Below are 18,939 nucleotides of genomic sequence, written 5' to 3'. Positions count from 1 at the left end.
CTGGCAGTTAGAACAGGATCACTACATCATTATTGTGGGAGCGGAGCTTGCCCGCGAAGCTTTTGGCGACCTTGAGGCCGCCTTCGCGGGCAAGCTCCGCTCCCACAGGTTCATATCCCACAAATTCAAGTATCGACCGTTATATCAGTGTGTGGCCGGAACTGTAGCCAACAAACGCTCCAGCGTCTTGCTCACGCCCACTTCGCGCAAGCTGTTGAAGCAGCGTTCGAAAGCGGCGATAAACTCGGCGGACCGGGGAATCGCAGTGCCGAAAATCTCTTCCACGGCGAACAGACGTTGCACGATCAAGGTGTCATCCGCCACCAGCGCCTGGCAGAACTCGGCCCGTGGGTCCGGAATGCTGTAGGTCGTGCCGTTTTCATCGACGCCCTTGAGGTACAGGGCCCAGGCCGCCACCACCAGCGCCGCGCGTTCGGTCTCGCGACCATCAGCGATCAGCCGGTTGAGGGTCGGGATAGTGAACTTGGGAAATTTCGACGAGCCATCGGAGCAGACTCGCTCCAACTGGTCGGCAATCGCCTGGTTGGAGAAGCGCTGTACCAGAGTGTTCTTGTACTCGGTCAGGTCGATCCCCGGCACCGGCGCCAGTTGCGGGGTGACATCCAGATCCATATAGGCACGCATGTACTTCACGAACAACGGGTCGTTCATGGTCTCGTGGACAAATCGATAACCCTTGAGGAACCCCAGGTAGGTCAGGGCCAGGTGGCTGCCGTTAAGCAGCTTGATCTTCATCTCCTCATAGGGTGTGACGTCATCGGTGAACTGCACACCGACCTTTTCCCAGGCCGGGCGACCGTTGACGAACTTGTCTTCCAGCACCCATTGCACAAAGGGTTCGCAGACCACCGGCCAGGCATCGTCGACGCCGTGCTCGTCATGCAGTTGCAGGCGGTGGGCGGTGCTGGTCATCGGCGTGATGCGGTCGACCATGGCATTGGGAAAGCTCACATGGGCGGCGATCCAGTCATGCAGGTCGGCGTCGCGCAAGGCGGCGAAGGCCAGCAGCGCCTTGCGGGCTACCGCGCCGTTGTGGGGCAGGTTGTCGCAGGACATCAGGGTGAAGGCCGGGATACCGGCGGCCCGGCGCTTGGCCAGGGCCGCGCAAAGAAAGCCGAAGACGGTTTGCGGTGCCTCGGGGTGGCTGAGGTCGTGCTGGATCTGCGGCAGGTGCGTCATGAACTCGCCGTTGCTGTCGTCGATGCAATAGCCACCTTCGGTGATGGTCAGCGAGACGATACGGATCTCTGCCGAGGCGAGTTTGTCGATCAGCGCCTGGCGGTTGTCCTCGGCCAGCAGCATATCGCTGATGGCGCCGATCACCCGGACCTCAGTGTCGTCGCCGTCGCCCAGCTCAAACAAGGTGAAGAGGTAGTCCTGGCCGGCCAGGTCATCCCGGGCGCGACGGTCTTCGTTACGCAGACCGACCCCGCAAATGGCCCAGTCCAGGCCCTCGCCGGTGTTCATCAGGGCGTCGGTGTAATAAGCCTGGTGGGCGCGGTGGAAGCCGCCGACGCCGATATGGGCGATGCCCTGGCGGATATCGGCCAGGCTGTAGAGGGGCAGGCGGACTTCCGGCGCCAGCCGGTGCAGATTCTGTTTGTTCAGGTTCATGGCTAGGGCTCTCGACAATCAGGCGGCAGCGCGCAGCGGACGGGCGACGGCCAGACCGTTGGCATCGAACAAATGGCAGTGGCTGCTATCCAGGTGCAGATTGAGGGTTTCACCGTACTGGCTGGCCATATCGCCGCGGATGCGCATGGTCAAGGCTTCACCGGAGGCGGTGCGCACGTGGCAGAAGGTATCGCTGCCCAGGCGCTCACCGACGTCAGCGGTGACTTTCAAGGTGCAGTCGCCGGGTTTGGCGAGCTCCAGGTGTTCCGGGCGAATGCCCAGGGTCACCGGACTGCCGACCCGGAGGCCGGCATCGCTCAGCGGCAGGCTGACACGGGTGCCGGCATCCAGTTCAACTTCACAGCCCTGGCCGTCCAGACGGCTGACCTTGCCCTTGAGAAAGCCCATTTTCGGCGTGCCGAGAAAGCCGGCAACGAACAGGTTGGCCGGCGCATGATAGAGCTCCAGAGGCGAGCCCACCTGCTCGACGCGCCCGCCGTTGAGTACCACCACCTTGTCGGCCAGGGTCATGGCTTCGACCTGGTCGTGGGTCACGTAGATCATGGTGGCCTGCAATTCTTTGTGCAGGCGCGCCAGTTCCAGGCGCATCTGTACCCGCAGGGCGGCGTCGAGGTTGGACAGCGGTTCGTCGAACAGGAAGATCTTCGGATTGCGCACAATGGCGCGGCCGATGGCGACCCGCTGGCGCTGACCACCGGACAGCTGCTTGGGCTTGCGCTCCAGCAGCGGGCCGAGTTCGAGGATCCGCGCGGCTTCATTGACCTTGCGCTCCACCTCGGTCTTGGCCTCGCCGGCCAGGTCGAGGGCAAAGGACATGTTCTTGCGTACGCTCATGTGCGGGTACAGGGCGTAGGTCTGGAAGACCATGGCCAGGTCGCGCTTGGCCGGGCTGACTTCGGTGATATCGCGACCATCCAGCTCGATGGTGCCGGAGCTGACCTCCTCGAGGCCCGCGATCAGTCGCAGCAGGGTCGATTTACCGCAGCCGGACGGACCGACGAAGACCACGAACTCGCGGTCGTTCACTTGCAGGTCGATGCCCTTGATGATGGACAGGCCTTCGAAACCTTTTTGCAGATTCTTGATTTTCAGGTTGGCCATGGTGAGGCTCCTTTTGAAGTTCGCTGAGAACCCTGTGGGAGCCGGCTTGCCGGCGATGGCGTCCGGATGGGCGCCGCAAGGCTCGAGGGCCTCATCGCCGGCAAGCCGGCTCCTACAGGTTCTGTTGTGTTCAAAAAATCGCTGATCTATTTCACGGCGCCGAAGGACAGGCCGCGTACCAACTGCTTCTGGCTGATCCAGCCGAAGATCAGGATCGGTGCACAGGCCAGGGTCGAGACGGCCGACAACTTGGCCCAGAACAGACCCTCGGGGCTGGAGTAGGAAGCGATCAGCGCGGTCAGCGGCGCGGCATGCGAGGAGGTCAGGTTCAACGACCAGAAAGCCTCGTTCCAGCACAGGATCAGTGACAGCAGCAGAGTCGAAGCCAGCCCGCCCTTGCTGATCGGCAGCAGCACCCGGACCATTTCCTGCCACAGGGTCGCGCCGTCGAGGCGGGCCGCTTCGAGGATGTCCTTGGGGATGTCCTTGAAGTAGGTGTAAATCATCCAGACCACGATCGGCAGGTTGATCAGGGTGTAGATCACGATCAGCGCCAGGCGTGTATCGAGCAGTCCGAAGGACTTGGCCAGCAGGTAGATCGGCATCAGCACGCCCACCGGCGGCAGCATCTTGGTGGAGAGCATCCACAGCAGGGTGCGCTTGGTCCGTTGGGTTTCATAGAACGCCATGGAGTAGGCCGCCGGCACCGCGATCAGCATGCACAGCAAGGTGGCGCTGAAGGAGATCACCACTGAGTTCCAGGCGAAGTGGAAGTAATCGCTGCGCTCCTGGATATGCAGGTAGTTCTCCAGCGTCGGGGTGAAGAAGAACTGCGGCGGCGTGGCGAACGCGTCGATCTCGGTCTTGAAGCTGGTCAGCACCATCCAGAAGATCGGGAAGAAGATCAGGATCGCAATGGCCCAGGCCAGGATGCCGAGCAGGACGCTTTGCAGGCGTCGGGATTGTTTGAGTGTGAGGGTCATGGCGCGGGCCTCAAGGCTTGTCTGTCAGGTTTTTGCCGATCATCCGCACCAGGATGATCGCGGCGATATTGGCGATGACCACGGCGATCAAGCCGCCGGCCGACGCCATGCCGACATCGAACTGCACCAGGGCCTGGTTGTAGATCAGGTAGGCCAGGTTGGTCGAGGCGTAGCCCGGACCACCGTTGGTGGTGGTGAAGATTTCCGCGAACACCGAAAGCAGGAAGATGGTCTCGATCATTACCACCACGGCAATCGGCCGGGCCAGGTGCGGCAGGGTCAGGTGCCAGAAGATCGCCACCGGACCGGCACCGTCCAGGCGCGCGGCTTCCTTCTGTTCCTGGTCGAGGGACTGCATGGCGGTCATCAGGATCAGGATGGCGAAGGGCAGCCACTGCCAGGAGACAATGATGATGATCGACAGCAGTGGGTAGTGGGCCAGCCAGTCCACCGGCTGTGCTCCGAACACTCGCCATAGTGCGGCGAGAATCCCCGAGACCGGGTGGAAAATCAGGTTTTTCCAGATCAGCGCACCGACGGTGGGCATGATGAAGAAGGGCGAGATCAACAGGACCCGGACGATGCCACGACCGAAGAACTCACTGGCTTCCAGCAGCGCCGAGATCAGCACGCCGAACACCACGCTGATCAGCAACACGCTGCCGACCAGCAACAGGGTGTTGGTGGCGCCGGGGAGAAAGCCCGAATCGGTCAGGAAGTAGGTGAAGTTTTCCAGGCCGACGAACTGGTTTTCGCCCGGGTAGAGCAGGTTGTAGCGGATCAGCGAAAAGTAGACGGTCATGCCCAGGGGCACGATCATCCACAGCAGTAGCAGGCCGACCGATGGTGAGACCAGAAACCAGCCGGGGTTGCGCAGACGGCTTTTGCGCAACGGCTGGGGTATATCCATATGGGCTTTGGCAGTGGAGGTATTCATGGTGATCGGAACCAATTGGGAACAGGAGCAGACACGACTTGGCCTCTGTAGGAGCGAGCTTGCTCGCGATGGTCGTTAACGATGACGGGTGTTCAGCAGGTAAACACGGCGCTCTTGAGTCCATCGCCGGCAAGCCGGCTCCTACAGGGATTCGAGGTTACTTGGGGTAACCCGCGCGTTTCATTTCCCGTTCGGTGAAGGTCTGCGCATCGGCCAGGGCCTTGTCGACCGTGGTCTGGCCAGTCAGCGCGGCGGAGAACTGCTTACCGACCTGGGTGCCGACCGCCTGGAACTCAGGAATGGTCACCAACTGGATCCCGACATAAGGCACGGGCTTGGCGCTCGGGTCTTTCGGGTTGGCGGCCTTGAGCGATTCCAGGGTGATCTTGGCGAACGGCGCGGCCTTCATGTAGGCGTCGCTATAGGTCGAGGCGCGAGTGCCTGGCGGTACATTGGCAATGCCGTCTTCCTTGGCGACCAGGGCTCCATACTCCTTGGAGGTGGCCCAGCTGCTGAAGACTTTCGCCGCGTCCTTGGCCTTGGAACTGGTCGGGATCGCCAGCGCCCAGGAGTAGAGCCACGCCGAGCCTTTCTCGGTGACCTGGTGCGGTGCGTAGGTAAAGCCGACGTGGTCGCTGACCTTGCTCTGGGTCTTGTCGGTGACAAAGGAGCCGGCCACGCTGGCATCGACCCACATGGCACACTTGCCGCTGTTGAACAGCGCCAGGTTTTCGTTGAAGCCGTTACTCGAGGCGCCCGGCGGGCCAGCCTTCTTCATGGTCTCGACGTAGAAGTTCAGGGCGTTCTTCCACTCGGGGCCGGTGAATTCCGGCTGCCACTTTTCATCGAACCAGCGCGCGCCGTAGGCATTGGCCACGGTGGTGATCAGGGCCATGTTCTCGCCCCAACCGGCCTTGCCCCGCAGGCAGATACCGTATTGCTCCTTGTCGGGATGGTTGAGTTTGCTGGCGAATTCGCCGATCTGCTCCCAGGTCGGGCGCTCGGGCATGCTCAGACCGGCGTCCTTGAACAGGTCGGTGCGGTAGTAGGTCATGGAGCTTTCGGCGTAGAACGGCAGGGCGAACAGGGTGCCCTTGACGGAAAGGCCGTCGCGCACCGACGGGAATACATCGTCGATATCGTAGGCGGCGGGCAGGTTGTTCATCGGTTCCAGCCAGCCTTTGGCGCCCCACAGTGCAGCTTCGTACATGCCGATGGTCAGCACGTCGAACTGGCCGCCCTGGGTGGCAATGTCAGTGGTCAGGCGTTGGCGCAGGACGTTTTCTTCCAGTACCACCCAGTTCAGTTTGATGTCCGGGTGCTCGGCTTCGAAGGTTTTCGACAGCTTCTGCATGCGGATCATGTCGCTGTTGTTGACGGTGGCGATGGTCAGGGTCTGGGCGGCAAGGCTGACGCCGCTGAGGGTGAGGCCGGTGGTGACAAGCAGTGCGCTGGCAATGGCTTTCATCGAACACTCCTCTTCATTACGCACTGAGGCGCTGAAGGTCAGTTTATTGTTGTTGTGTCTTCCGGTGCCCTGGAAGAATCTGGCATTGATTACAGCCTTCAAACGCCGTCCTGACAAATCCTTGACGACACTTTGTTCGGTACTTTTTTGCACTGAGGCAGAATGTCGCAGGTCGGCGAAATGGCTGATCGAGATAGGGAGGGGTGGATTGGCAGGGCGATGAGGGGGTGAATCCGTACAGATTTGGCGCGCCACGGTCTTGCTGCGGGGCGTGGTGATGGTGGTGCACGTTAGGCCGCCATCGCTGGCAAGCCAGCTCACAGGTCGGTGTTCCAACACAAAAATATCGCCGAGCCGGTCTTCTGTGGGAGTCGGCTTGCCGGCGATGACGTCGGCAAGATCAATACAAGACTTACTGAACTCATTGCTGGCAGGGCTATTGGGGGGAGCCTAGCTCTTTCATCGCCGCTTCGGTTTCAGCCAGTTTAAGCTCAAGCGCTTGAACCAACCCCTGCCGATCAGCCGCCGCAAGCCTGAGCGCCTCGGCATCCTCCTGCGCCACCCGCAGGCGCTCCTGAAGCAGGGTGCCGGCATTCTCCAGTGCTCGTGCCTGTTGGAGCTGCTGCTCCATGCGCTGCTGCTCTTTATCCAACTGCTCCTGCGCCAGTTTGAGCGCCTTCGCGCTTCCCCGGCTTTCCGCCAACAGCCGTTCATTATCACGGTGCAACTGGGTGATTTCGTCCTGGCGTACCAGCGCACTCTGCTGGGCCTGGCGTAACTCCATCTGCACTTGCTGGATCTGCGTCTCATGTCGACGCTGTTCCTGGTCGCGCTGGTCGCGGGCGGCACTGCGGAAGTGCTCCAGTGCTTCACGGGCGTGCTGATGCTTGTCCTCCAGCGAACTAATCTGCTGATCCTTGTCCTTGAGGCGCAATTCGTAGTCGCTGCAGGCCTGGCTCAGCCCGGCGTTGCGGGTCTGTTCGGTTTGCAGCATCGAGCGGGTGGTTTGCAGGTTGCGCGATTCATCGGCCAGGGCCACGGCCTGGATCTCGAACTGCCGCTGCTGTTGTTCCAACTGCTGGACTATCTCGGTCAATTGCGCCTGCCATTCGGCTTTTTCCGTCACCAGTTGTGCCCGCGCCTGCTCGACAGGTTCCCGAGCCTGTTCCTGGAGACGTTGCGCCAGCCGCGAAACCAGTTCGCCCAGCTCTTCGTCGAGTGACTCCACGGGCGCCATACGGCGTAGATCACCGTCATCCAGTTCCTTGAGATAGCGGTGGATGGTGGTCTTGGAGCCGGTATTGCCCATTTCGATACGTACCGCATCGATGCTTGGGTGCTCGCCGCGGGCGAGGATCGCCAAGCGTGCCGTTTGTACTACCGCCTTGTTTACGCCGCCGCGAGCCATGTTCTCTCCTACGATTTCGTACCGTGGTACGTACCATGTATTTACATAGCATATAGATAAAATAAAGAAGCTGATATTTGAAATTTTTAACACGGGATATACTGGTATTACCCCGTGTGATGAGTCGTTTTGGCGTTTTGCCCCGGGGGAGTCAGTACGGATGCCGGGAATCGAGGCCATGAACGAGCTGGACCGCTACCTGCAAGCGGCGACGCGGGAGAACACCCGTCGCAGCTATCAGGCCGCCATAGAACATTTCGAAGTGAGTTGGGGCGGTTTCCTGCCGGCCACCAGCGATAGCGTGGTGCGCTACCTGATGGCCCATGCCGGCGTGTTGTCGATCAATACGCTGAAGCTGCGGCTATCGGCCCTGGCGCAATGGCATAACAGCCAGGGTTTTGCCGATCCGACCAAGGCACCACTGGTACGCAAGGTGTTCAAGGGCATTCGAGCCTTGCACCCGGCGCGGGAGAAGCAGGCCGAGCCGCTGCAGTTGCAGCACCTTGAGCAGGTTGTCGTCAGTCTTGATGCGCAGGCGACCCTGGCCTTGGCCGCCGATGATCGGCCGACGCTGCTACGTGCCCGGCGTGACAAGGCGCTGATCCTGCTGGGCTTCTGGCGAGGCTTTCGCAGTGACGAGCTCTGTCGCCTGGAGATCAAGCATGTCCGTGCCGTCGCAGGCTCCGGCATGACACTGTATTTACCGCGCAGCAAAAGTGACCGCGACAACCTCGGTCAGACCTACCAGGCTCCGGCCTTGCAGCGCCTGTGTCCGGTGCAAGCCTATATCGACTGGATCAACAGCGCCGCACTGGCACGTGGCCCGGTATTTCGCGCCATTGATCGCTGGGGGCATCTGCGGGAGGAGGGCTTGCACGCTAGCAGCATCATCCCCTTGCTGCGCCAGGCCCTGGAGCGCGCCGGGATTGCCGCCGAGCACTACACCAGCCATTCCTTGCGCCGCGGCTTCGCCACCTGGGCTCATCGCAGTGGTTGGGATCTGAAGTCGCTGATGAGTTATGTCGGCTGGAAGGACATGAAGTCGGCCATGCGCTATATAGAAGCCAGCCCGTTTCCAGGCATGGGACTGATCGTCGAAAAGCCAGTGGGTCAGGGAGCATAAGATTTCTTCTATTAATAGTGTCTGCTCATAGCGAAAACCAATCGCGAGCATCAGCTTTGCCAATGAGCCAGAACGCAAAAGAATGGCTAGGATTCTCCCCATCAACTTCTTAACCCCTGACGGAGAGTCAACGATGCCTATCATCAACAGCCAAGTTAAACCGTTCAAAGCAACCGCTTTCAAAAACGGCGCATTCGTCGAAGTCTCGGACGCTGACCTGAAAGGCAAATGGTCGGTGGTGTTCTTCTACCCAGCTGACTTCACCTTCGTTTGCCCAACCGAACTGGAAGACCTGGCCGACAACTACGCTGAGTTCCAGAAACTAGGCGTGGAAATCTACAGCGTGTCGACTGACACCCACTTTGCCCACGCGGCCTGGCACAACACTTCGCCAGCCATCGGCAAAATCCAGTACACCATGATCGGCGACCCGACCCTGACCATCTCCCGCAACTTCGACGTCCTGATCGAAGAAGCTGGCTTGGCCGACCGCGGTACTTTCGTGATCAACCCGCAAGGCCAGATCAAGATCGTTGAACTCAACGATGGCGGTGTAGGCCGTGACGCTTCCGAGCTGCTGCGCAAGATCAAGGCCGCTCAGTACGTTGCTTCCCACCCAGGCGAAGTTTGCCCAGCCAAGTGGAAAGAAGGCGAGGCTACTCTGGCTCCGTCCCTGGACCTGGTCGGCAAGATCTAAGTCCGTGAGTGATTCAAGGGCGGTCATCCGCACTTCATAAGTCAGCCGCACCGCCCCATAACGCCCGGGTGGTAATCACCTGGGCGTTGTTATTTCTACAGTACTGAAAAAGGGAAATCGCCCGCATGTTGGACGCCAATCTTAAAGCCCAGTTGAAGTCGTACCTGGAACGGGTTACACAACCGATCGAGATCGTCGCCTCCCTTGATGACGGCGCGAAATCTCAGGAAATGCTCGCACTGCTCAAAGAAGTCGCCAGTCTTTCTACCCAGATCACCTTGTTGGACAATGGTAGCGATGCGCGCAAGCCATCGTTCTCGTTGAATCGCCCGGGAGCCGATATCAGCCTGCGCTTCGCCGGTATCCCCATGGGCCACGAATTCACTTCGTTGGTGCTGGCCCTGCTGCAAGTCGGCGGCCACCCTTCGAAAGCCAGTGTCGAAGTTATCGAACAGATCCGCTCGCTCAAGGGTGAGTTCAACTTCGAGACTTATTTCTCGCTGTCTTGCCAGAACTGCCCGGACGTGGTCCAGGCACTGAACCTGATGGCGGTACTGAATCCGAACATCCGCCACGTCGCCATCGACGGCGCGCTGTTCCAGGACGAAGTCAACGATCGCAAGATCATGGCCGTACCGAGCGTCTATCTCAATGGCGTGAACTTCGGCCAGGGCCGCATGGGCCTCGAGGAAATCCTCGGCAAGCTCGATACCGGCGCCATCGAGAAACAAGCGGAAAAAATCAGCGCCAAGGACGCCTTCGATGTCCTGGTGGTCGGCGGCGGCCCCGCCGGTGCGGCGGCGGCGATCTATGCGGCACGCAAAGGCATTCGTACCGGTGTTGCGGCGGAGCGTTTTGGTGGCCAGGTGCTGGACACCATGGCGATCGAGAATTTTATCTCGGTCCAGGAAACCGAAGGGCCGAAACTGGCCAGCGCCCTGGAAGAGCATGTTCGCCAGTACGACGTCGATATCATGAACCTGCAGCGCGCCAGCGCCCTGGTGCCGGCCAAGACTGTCGGCGGGCTGCACGAAGTGCGTTTTGAAAGCGGTGCCAGCCTCAAGGCCAAGACCGTGATCCTCGCCACTGGCGCGCGCTGGCGTGAAATGGGTGTGCCGGGCGAGCAGGAATACAAGGCCAAGGGTGTGTGCTTCTGCCCGCACTGTGACGGCCCACTGTTCAAGGGCAAGCGTGTCGCGGTGATCGGTGGTGGTAACTCCGGTGTCGAGGCGGCCATCGACCTGGCCGGTATCGTCAGCCACGTGACACTGCTGGAGTTCGACAGCAAGCTGCGCGCCGATGCCGTGCTGCAACGCAAGCTGTACAGCCTACCGAACGTCAAGGTCGTGACCAGCGCGCTGACCAGCGAGGTCAAGGGTGACGGGCAGAAGGTCACCGGCCTGGTCTACAAGGACCGCGATTCGGGTGAATTCCATACCGTCGACCTGGAGGGCATCTTTGTGCAGATCGGTTTGTTGCCCAACACCGACTGGCTCAAGGGCAGCGTCGAACTGTCGCCGCGCGGCGAGATCATCGTCGATGCCCGTGGCGAGACCTCGTTGCCCGGCATTTTCGCCGCCGGTGACGTCACTACGGTACCGTACAAGCAGATCGTGATCGCGGTGGGCGAGGGCGCCAAGGCTTCTCTGAGTGCCTTTGACCATCTGATCCGCACTTCTGCACCGGCCTGAAATGTGGGAGCGGTGCTTGCCCGCGAAGCTTTTAGCGGCCTCAAGGGCCTCTTCGCGGGCAAGCTCCGCTCCCACAGGTTCGGTAGTGCCTGAAGTTTGTATGGAAAAAAGCCCCATGAATCGAGGATTCATGGGGCTTTTTCTTTACCCGGCGTTATCAGGCATCTTGCAGCGGCGTTGGCTGGATGATTTCAACCCAGTAGGCGTCTGGATCCTTGACGAAGGCCAGGCTTTTCATGCGACCGTCGCTCAGACGTTTCTGAAATTCGACGCCCAGGGCTTCGAAACGCGCGCTGGCCGCACGAATATCCGGCACCGAGATGCAGATGTGGCCGAAGCCCCGTGGGTCGGTGTTGCCGTTGTGGTAGGCAAAATCCGGGTCGTTTTCAGTACCGTGGTTGTGGGTCAGTTCCAGGATGCCGGGAATCGACTTCATCCACTGGGTCCGCTCGGCGGCGTCAGCCGGGATCTGCGCCTTGTCCACCAGGGCAAGGAAATACAGACTGAATTCGGCTTCCGGGAAATCACGCTTCTCCACCAGGGAGAAACCCAGTACGCGGGTGTAGAAGTCCAGGGACCGAGTGGCATCCTTGACCCGCAGCATAGTGTGGTTGAACACGAAGCCCTGGGTGGCGGTGTCGGGTTGGGCGGTAACGCCGGGGAAGGTGTTCAGGTCTTGCAGGCTCATGGGCTCTCCGCACGGCAGATAAAAAAAGCGGGCAATCATGGACGCGGCAGGCTGACTCGCCGGTTCCGATCCTGTGGGGCTGGATCATACTGAAGCGGGGCGCAGGCGCCAAATTCGGACGGATGGATTTTAGCCCCGAGCACAGCTGCGCCGGGTAATAGCGGGCTATATCGGTTTTGTCAGGAAGTTATAGCGAAGTGTATAAAACTTGCCGAAGAGGCATAAAGAAGCCCGCCGAAGCGGGCATTGGGGCGCTAATCCTTTAGCAGCCTTCATCCTGTAAGAATGCATGTGAAAAATGTGTGAAGCGCGTGAGCAGGTTGTTTTTCATCCGACAGACGTAATAGACATGACGCATTCTCTCGGGCGGCTGTGAGAAATTTTTTACATGCAACAAAAGCCGTCGAGACGCCCGGGTTACGGTTAGTAACGGGTACTGTGTCGTTTTTGAGTTCTATATTCCCGACGCTCGTCGCCGGGCGGGAACTCTTGTCTGAAAAACTTGTCGTCGATATGCGCGTTATTATCACCGTCGAGACGCCGGTCAGTATGATCCTGGGCGACAAAAAAAGCCCTGCTTGGGCAGGGCTTTTGCGTTCAGGCGTTAAAGTCAGCCGCGCAACCAGGAGTCGACGGTCGCGGCACCGTATTGTTCTTTCCAGGCTTTCAGGCCGCGGTGATTGCCGCCCTTGGTCTCGATCAGCTCACCGGTGTGAGGGTTCTGGTAAACCTTGACCACGCGGGCACGTCGCTGCTTGGGCGCGGCGGTGCCGAGTCGGCTCGGGTTTGGATCGAGGATCGCGATGATGTCGCGCAGGCTCTTGTCGTAGGCCCGCATCAGGCTCTTGAGTTTTTCTTCAAACTCGATCTCCTTTTTGAGTCCAGCGTCGTTCTTCAAGGCTTCCAGCTGGGCGAGTTGCTCTTTAAGGGCTATTTCTGCGGCACGAAATTGGGCGAGTTTTGACAAGGTATTTATCTCCACGAGTTGTATTCGGCTGCCATCTACCTAAAACAAAACGACAAGCCAATGCTTGCAACGGCTTTCGTTACGCGTGTGCACCTGGGTGTGGCAGTGCGGAAAGTTACTTAATAAGCCTGAGGGCGTCCTATCAATTTACTGCTGGCAAGAAAAAGTGTAGTAGTTATCAGGCCAAGAGTAAATAACGCGCGTTAGACGTTGAAGCAATACCGATAGGCAAGTGTCGCTGACTTATTCTGACAGCGCGACTTTATCTTCTTGCACGCTGAGCTGCCGTTTGAAATTGTTAAGAAAATTCTCCGCCAGCAGTGGTTTGCCAAACAAGTAGCCCTGGAGAAAGCCCACACCCCGGGATGCCAGCTAGTCGCGCGGTACTGGCGTTTAGACACCCTCGGCGACGATGCCCAGTTCCAGCTTGCTGCTCAGTTCGATAACGCTGTCCAGAATATGCCCGGACAAGGCGTCGGCGCCGATCATGGCGAAGAAACTCTGGCCGATTTTCAGGTAATCGACATTGAACTGGCGTAAAAAGCCGAGCCTTGAATGCCCGGTGCCGAAGTCGTCAATGGCAATCATCACACCCATGTCGCACAACTGGGCGAACAGGCCAAGTCGATAAAGGCCTGGGTCGCCGGGGAGACCTGGCGCCGGTCGAGCACGGCGAGAGCGATCTGGCGCTTGACCCGTGGCGACAACGGTCGACTGACATAACCCGGGGCCGGGTGGTCCGGCAGGGATTGCTCGGCCACTATCGTGACGCCTTCGCCACGGGCCACGGTGGCCAGGGTGCTGAGCAGTTGCGCGGTGCGGTAGCGGATGTCCGGGACCAGTCGCTGGGCGGCGAACAGTTGGGCGACCAACTCCCCGGAACCGGCGCCGGTGAGGATGAACGGGTCTTGGCACAACGCCTTGAGTTCAATCGCCGACTGCTCGCACAACGGGTGGCCGACAGGGAGCAGGGCGACCATCTGGTCTTCCACCAGGGCAAAGGTGTCGAGGCGCTCCTGCGGCAGCACCACGAAACCCACGTCGATCCGCCGCTCCTCCAGCCATTGCAGCACCTGGCGATCAGGGCCTTCGTCGACTTGCACCTGGATACCCGGGTGTGCCAGCCGGTAACGGGCCAGGAGCGCCGGCAACAGTTTGGTCGAGGAGGTGGGGCCAAAGGAGCCGATGCGCAGAGTCCCGCGTTTCATGCCTCGGGCATCGGCGGCTTCCTGGCGCAAGGTGTCCGCCAGGCCGAGCATGGCCCGCGCCCGTTGCAGCAATTGCGCGCCGATATCCGTCAGCTCCACCTGGCCCTGGTGCCGGCGCAGCAACTCGACACCCAATTCCTGCTCCAGCCCCTTGAGGGCATGGGAAACCGCCGACTGGCTGATCCCCAGGCGCAGGGCCGCACTGGTAAAGCCGCGCAGTTCGGCGACCTGGGAAAATACTTCCAGTTGAGTCAGGGTCATGAGCTTTTACTCATTTTACGATGAGTCGACATAAATAAAATAATGCGGACAGTTTGACAACCGTCCGTTTCGATCCGCAGGAAAAAACATGCACACACAGGTATCCACCTTCACCGCCGGCAGCGACCTGCGGGTCTACTTCAAACTCGCCGGGGTCTCGATGATCTGGGGCGGGACCTTTGTCGCCGGGCGCTTTCTGTCCAGCGATATCGCGCCATTGCTGTTGGCCAGCCTGCGTTTCCTGCTGGCCAGCGTAATCCTGCTGGTGTTTATCGGGATGATGCGCGTGCCGCTGGTACTGCCGGACAAGAAGCAATTCGTGCAATTGCTGCTGTTGGGCTTTTTCGGCATCTTTTTCTATAACCTCTGCTTCTTTTACGGCCTGCACTACATCAATGCCTCGCGGGCTTCGTTGATCGTCGTGCTGAACCCGGCGGTGTTCGGGCTGGCATCGTGGCTGTTCTTCAAGGAACGTCTGAGCACCGCGAAAGTCCTCGGTATCCTGGTCTGTATGGGCGGTGCCGGGCTGGTGATCATCAGCGGCAACCGGAGCTTGTTCGAAGGCAGCGCCCAGACCTGGGTCGGCGACCTGTTGATTTTTGGCTGCGTACTGTCCTGGGCGGTCTACTCGCTGTTTTCCCGCAACCTGACGCGAGCGCTGGGCCCGCTGACCACCGTGACCTATTCCATTTGGCTCGGTACGGCCATGCTCTGGCTGGCGACCTGGCTGCGCGGGGAGGTGAGCCTCGCGGTGATCGACGCCTTGAGTCCGCCGCAGTTATTGAGCCTGGTCTACCTCGGCGGGCTGGGCTCGGCGCTGGCCTATATCTGGTATTACGATGGTATCCAGCGTATTGGCGCGACGCGGGCGGGGGTGTTTATCGGCCTCAACCCGCTGACCGCGGTGATCCTCGGCGCGCTATTGCTGGGCGAGCAGTTGACACTGATCATGTGCCTGGGCGGCGGGCTGATCCTGGCGGGGATCTACCTGTGTAACCGGCCGGCCTTTCAGTTGCCCGGGAGGAAATGAAAAGGGATACGGACAAAACGGGTTACGCCATGTAGAATCTGGTTACGCATATAAGAATAACGTCTTCTGGCAGCAGAAGCCTCGCCCTGAGAGACTGGGTCGACATGAAGATACTTGGGTTCCAACTGATCTACGGCGATTTCCTTGCCCGCAGCGTGCGGGGCATCTCCTGCGCGCCACCCGCCAACGTCCGCATTGATAGCAACTAACTGACCGTTACTTGATAAAAATGATGAGGCGTCACCATGACCGATATCTTCGAAAACCCGATGGGCCTGATGGGCTTCGAGTTCATTGAATTCGCATCGCCGACCCCGAACACCCTGGAGCCGATCTTCGAGATCATGGGCTTCAGCAAGGTTGCGACCCACCGTTCCAAGAACGTGCACCTGTATCGCCAGGGCGCGATCAACCTGATCCTCAACAACGAACCCCACAGCGTGGCGTCGTACTTTGCCGCCGAGCACGGTCCGTCGGTGTGTGGCATGGCCTTCCGCGTGAAAAACGCCCAGCAAGCCTATGCCCGTGCCCTGGAACTGGGTGCCCAGCCGATCCATATCGCCACCGGCCCGATGGAACTGAACCTGCCGGCGATCAAGGGCATCGGCGGTGCGCCGCTGTACCTGATCGACCGTTACGGCGAAGGCAGCTCGATCTATGACATCGACTTCGTCTTCCTCGACGGCGTTGACCGCAATCCGCCGGGCGCGGGCTTGAAGATCATCGATCACCTGACCCACAACGTGTATCGCGGGCGCATGGCCTACTGGGCGAATTTCTACGAGAAGCTGTTCAACTTCCGCGAGATCCGTTACTTCGATATCAAGGGCGAATACACCGGCCTGACCTCCAAGGCCATGACCGCGCCGGACGGCATGATTCGCATCCCGTTGAACGAAGAGTCGTCCAAGGGCGCGGGACAGATCGAAGAGTTCCTGATGCAGTTCAACGGCGAGGGCATCCAGCACGTGGCCTTCCTCACCGACGATCTGGTCAAGACCTGGGACCAGTTGAAGAAGATCGGCATGCGTTTCATGACGGCGCCGCCGGAGACTTACTACGAGATGCTCGAAGGTCGTCTGCCGAACCATGGCGAGCCGGTCAACGAACTGCAATCGCGCGGGATCCTGCTGGATGGTTCTTCGCAGGACGGCGACAAACGCCTGCTGCTGCAGATCTTCTCGGAAACCCTGATGGGGCCGGTGTTCTTCGAATTCATCCAGCGCAAGGGCGACGATGGTTTCGGCGAGGGCAACTTCAAGGCGCTGTTCGAGTCGATCGAGCGTGACCAGGTTCGTCGTGGCGTGCTCGCGACCGAGTAACCACAAGGCCGTCTCCCACAGGGCTACGCAACCCCTGTAGGCGCTGGCTTGCCAGCGATGAGGCCCGTCAGTCTTGCATCGACTGTACGGCTGTCATCGCCGGCAAGCCAGCTCCTAGAGTTCGGTGTTCCCCCACAAAGATATCGTCGACCCCCCTCAGCCAAACAACCCCGCCGCAATATTGATCGAAAACCCCAGAATCGCCGTATTGAACACAAAACCGATCAACGATTGCGCCAGCACCACCTTGCGCAATGCCTTGGTGGCTACGCCCACGTCCGAAGTCTGTACCGCCACGCTGATGGTGAAAGAGAAGTACAGGAAGTCCCAATAGTCCGGATGTTTCTCGCCATCGGCAAAGCGCAGGGGCGACTCTTCAGGTTCGCCCAGATAAAACTGCCGCGCATAGTGCACGCTGAAAATCACCCCGATCAGCAGCCATGAGCCCATCACCGTCAGCCCGGTAAAACCGTAATGCAGCAGGCGCGTGTGCATGTCCAGGTCCTTGCTGCCCGCCAGTTCGACGGTGATCGCGGCGAGGCTGGCAATCGCGGCGATCGACACCATCAGCAGTACCGTTCCGGCATTTTCGTCTTCGCGCTCGACGAAGCGTTGCACGTCTTCGGGGCGCGAGCGCATGGTCAGCCAGAGCATCATGGCCAGGTAGGACCAGACACCGATATTCCAGCCGACGAGGATCTTGGTCAGTGCCGGACTGACCGGAGCCAGCGCTCCGACGGCCAGGCCGAGGAGGGCGGCGATGGTCAGGCGTGGATGGGTTCGGGCGAGATGGGGCATTGGTGCTCTCTATTTTCAAGTATCCGTGCACCTTAACATGGACCTCGTCTTGCAGAATCGCCGCGCCCCCGCAGGGTGAGTTCGAAGAACTCGGGTTCCTCGTTCTGTCATATCCCGACGACCCCGTCGCATGTCTCGCCGCCTGCAGCGCAAGGCTCTTTGCCACTCCCGTAAAAGCGCTGTCATTACGCGGCGAAAGTGCCACGAACACCCGAGAATTTATTTAAAAATCAATAAGATTCACCCGAGGTTTTTTCCTTTATCTGTCACCGGAACTTGAGAAGTTCTCATGCATGGCCTCACCCCACAAGTCGTCTGGAACCAAGGCGACGCATCGAGCGCCATGGCGTCATGAACGAGCAAGTCACTCAACGTACGAACACGACGAAAGGAGATTCTTCATGTTTAAGCGCAACGTTCTCGCGGTATCCCTGACCCTCGCTGCCCTGTGCTCCGCACAAGCGGCCATGGCCGCTGTCAACGGCGGTGGCGGTACCCTCGCGGCTCCGTTCTATAACACTTCTGGCGTTCTGCCTTCCGGTTTTGCTGCTTACATCGGCGTTGGCAGCGGCGCGGGTAAACTCGCGTTTCTGAACAACGATGCAACCCAGTTCAAACTGCCAGCCACCACCAACGTGCATTGGGCCGGTAGCGACTCGAAACTCGCGACTACCGATATCTCCACTTACAACACCAATCATGGCGCCGCTTGGGGCCCACTGATTCAGTTGCCTGCGATGGCGACTGCAGTGGCTCTGCCGTTCAACAAAGCCGGTGGTAACTTGAACCTGACTACTGATCAGGTCTGCGGTATTTTCTCTGGTCGTTATGCGACTTGGGACGCCATCACCGGTTCTGGCCGCACAGGTCCTATCACCGTGACCTATCGCAGTGACAGCAGCGGTACCACCGAACTCTTCACCCGCTTCCTGAGCGCCAAGTGCACCGGTGAAACCGGCACCTTCGCTGTGACCACCAGCTTCGGTTCCAGCTACTCGGGTGGCGTTCCTACCGGTGCGGTAAGTGCTATTGGTAGCTCGGCAGTCATGACCGCGCTGAACGCCGCTGATGGTCGTATCACCTACATGAGCCCGGACTGGGCTGTGACCACCACGGCCGGTCTGGATGACGCCACCAAAGTGGCTACTGTCAACAGTTCCGCACCTAACCTTGCCAACGTCGGCACCGCCGTCTCCGGCGTTACCCCGCCTGCTACTGGCAACCGTTCCAATCCAAACCTGTGGGTACCGGTCTTCGCTGCATCGACCAGCCCTACTGACCCAAGCGTTTTCCCTTTCCCTTCGACCGGCTACCCAATCATTGGCTTCACTAACATGATCTTCAGCCAATGCTACGCCGATGCAACCCAGACGGGCTTGGTGCGCTCGTTCCTGACCCAGCAATATGGCGCTGGCACCACTAGCCCGAACGACGCGGCAGTGACAGCCAACCGTTTTGTCCCGCTCTCAGCTACCTTCAAGGCTGCTGTGCGTAGCAGCTTCCTGACCGCCACCAGCGCTCAGTACGTCGGTAACACCAGCGTTTGCAACGCCATCGGTCGTCCGCTGTAACCCTCGCTTCAACGTAACGCAAGATCCGAT

Annotated in this window: 16 protein-coding genes and 1 pseudogene; 6 read left to right on the top strand and 11 right to left on the bottom strand. The window is 59.7% G+C overall.

Annotated elements, in window-relative coordinates; all coding sequences use genetic code 11:
• Window positions 1-144 precede the first annotated feature (144 nt).
• The 6 genes from AC07T0_RS09415 to AC07T0_RS09390 form a co-directional block, all read right to left on the bottom strand.
• Window positions 145-1,635 carry a mannitol dehydrogenase family protein gene (locus tag AC07T0_RS09415; RefSeq protein WP_495000905.1) on the bottom strand — a complete coding sequence of 497 codons (1,491 nt, stop codon included), beginning with the start codon at window positions 1,633-1,635 and terminating at the stop codon, window positions 145-147.
• Window positions 1,636-1,653: 18 nt separating this feature from the next.
• Window positions 1,654-2,757 (bottom strand): ABC transporter ATP-binding protein, encoded by a 1,104-nt coding sequence (locus AC07T0_RS09410; protein ID WP_495000904.1) that lies wholly within the window; start codon window positions 2,755-2,757, stop codon window positions 1,654-1,656.
• 146 nt (window positions 2,758-2,903) lie between these two features.
• Window positions 2,904-3,740, bottom strand: coding sequence for a carbohydrate ABC transporter permease (locus AC07T0_RS09405; RefSeq protein WP_495000903.1), 837 nt, complete (start codon window positions 3,738-3,740; stop codon window positions 2,904-2,906).
• A 10-nt stretch (window positions 3,741-3,750) separates the two neighbouring features.
• Window positions 3,751-4,677 carry a carbohydrate ABC transporter permease gene (locus tag AC07T0_RS09400; RefSeq protein WP_495000902.1) on the bottom strand — a complete coding sequence of 309 codons (927 nt, stop codon included), beginning with the start codon at window positions 4,675-4,677 and terminating at the stop codon, window positions 3,751-3,753.
• Between the two features lie 157 nt (window positions 4,678-4,834).
• Window positions 4,835-6,145 carry an ABC transporter substrate-binding protein gene (locus AC07T0_RS09395; RefSeq protein WP_495000901.1) on the bottom strand — a complete coding sequence of 437 codons (1,311 nt, stop codon included), beginning with the start codon at window positions 6,143-6,145 and terminating at the stop codon, window positions 4,835-4,837.
• Window positions 6,146-6,581: 436 nt separating this feature from the next.
• Window positions 6,582-7,553: a DNA-binding protein gene (locus tag AC07T0_RS09390; protein WP_495000900.1), complete on the bottom strand. Its 972-nt coding sequence runs from the start codon at window positions 7,551-7,553 to the stop codon at window positions 6,582-6,584.
• Between the two features lie 178 nt (window positions 7,554-7,731).
• On the opposite strand from AC07T0_RS09390, the gene AC07T0_RS09385 reads away from it, so the two are divergent.
• From AC07T0_RS09385 to ahpF, 3 genes are all read left to right on the top strand, one after another.
• Complete coding sequence (locus tag AC07T0_RS09385) at window positions 7,732-8,676, top strand: site-specific integrase (protein ID WP_495000899.1); 945 nt, start codon at window positions 7,732-7,734, stop codon at window positions 8,674-8,676.
• A gap of 133 nt (window positions 8,677-8,809) precedes the next feature.
• A complete protein-coding gene (gene ahpC, locus AC07T0_RS09380; RefSeq protein WP_495000898.1) occupies window positions 8,810-9,373 on the top strand; it encodes an alkyl hydroperoxide reductase subunit C in 564 nt (187 codons plus the stop codon).
• Between the two features lie 125 nt (window positions 9,374-9,498).
• Window positions 9,499-11,064 (top strand): alkyl hydroperoxide reductase subunit F, encoded by a 1,566-nt coding sequence (gene ahpF, locus AC07T0_RS09375; RefSeq protein ID WP_495000897.1) that lies wholly within the window; start codon window positions 9,499-9,501, stop codon window positions 11,062-11,064.
• A 157-nt stretch (window positions 11,065-11,221) separates the two neighbouring features.
• Here ahpF and gloA read toward each other — a convergent pair whose 3' ends face one another.
• From gloA to AC07T0_RS09355, 4 genes and pseudogenes are all read right to left on the bottom strand, one after another.
• Window positions 11,222-11,752, bottom strand: coding sequence for a lactoylglutathione lyase (gene gloA / locus AC07T0_RS09370; RefSeq protein WP_495000896.1), 531 nt, complete (start codon window positions 11,750-11,752; stop codon window positions 11,222-11,224).
• A 610-nt stretch (window positions 11,753-12,362) separates the two neighbouring features.
• Window positions 12,363-12,719: a histone-like nucleoid-structuring protein, MvaT/MvaU family gene (locus AC07T0_RS09365; protein ID WP_495000895.1), complete on the bottom strand. Its 357-nt coding sequence runs from the start codon at window positions 12,717-12,719 to the stop codon at window positions 12,363-12,365.
• 243 nt (window positions 12,720-12,962) lie between these two features.
• Window positions 12,963-13,343: pseudogene (locus tag AC07T0_RS09360) on the bottom strand (EAL domain-containing protein); the annotation flags it as partial.
• The gene (locus AC07T0_RS09355; protein WP_495000894.1) at window positions 13,307-14,188 is read right to left on the bottom strand and encodes a LysR family transcriptional regulator; all 882 of its coding nucleotides are present in this window, start codon (window positions 14,186-14,188) and stop codon (window positions 13,307-13,309) included. The pseudogene AC07T0_RS09360 and the gene AC07T0_RS09355, both read right to left, overlap by 37 nt.
• Before the next feature lie 88 nt (window positions 14,189-14,276).
• On the opposite strand from AC07T0_RS09355, the gene AC07T0_RS09350 reads away from it, so the two are divergent.
• Window positions 14,277-15,218: a DMT family transporter gene (locus AC07T0_RS09350; RefSeq protein WP_495000893.1), complete on the top strand. Its 942-nt coding sequence runs from the start codon at window positions 14,277-14,279 to the stop codon at window positions 15,216-15,218.
• 245 nt (window positions 15,219-15,463) lie between these two features.
• Window positions 15,464-16,540, top strand: coding sequence for a 4-hydroxyphenylpyruvate dioxygenase (gene hppD, locus AC07T0_RS09345; protein WP_495000892.1), 1,077 nt, complete (start codon window positions 15,464-15,466; stop codon window positions 16,538-16,540).
• Between the two features lie 156 nt (window positions 16,541-16,696).
• Here hppD and AC07T0_RS09340 read toward each other — a convergent pair whose 3' ends face one another.
• On the bottom strand, window positions 16,697-17,338 hold the full coding sequence (locus AC07T0_RS09340) for a DUF1345 domain-containing protein (RefSeq protein WP_495000891.1): 642 nt from the start codon (window positions 17,336-17,338) through the stop codon (window positions 16,697-16,699).
• A 401-nt stretch (window positions 17,339-17,739) separates the two neighbouring features.
• Between AC07T0_RS09340 and AC07T0_RS09335 the strand changes: the two genes are divergently transcribed.
• Window positions 17,740-18,909 (top strand): substrate-binding domain-containing protein, encoded by a 1,170-nt coding sequence (locus AC07T0_RS09335; RefSeq protein ID WP_495000890.1) that lies wholly within the window; start codon window positions 17,740-17,742, stop codon window positions 18,907-18,909.
• Window positions 18,910-18,939 lie beyond the last annotated feature (30 nt).

The sequence above is a fragment of the Pseudomonas sp. GW821-FHT04D07 genome (genome assembly GCF_059420225.1).
The sequence above is the reverse complement of the archived record's forward strand: the minus strand, read 5'-3'. Positions and strand labels throughout refer to the sequence as shown.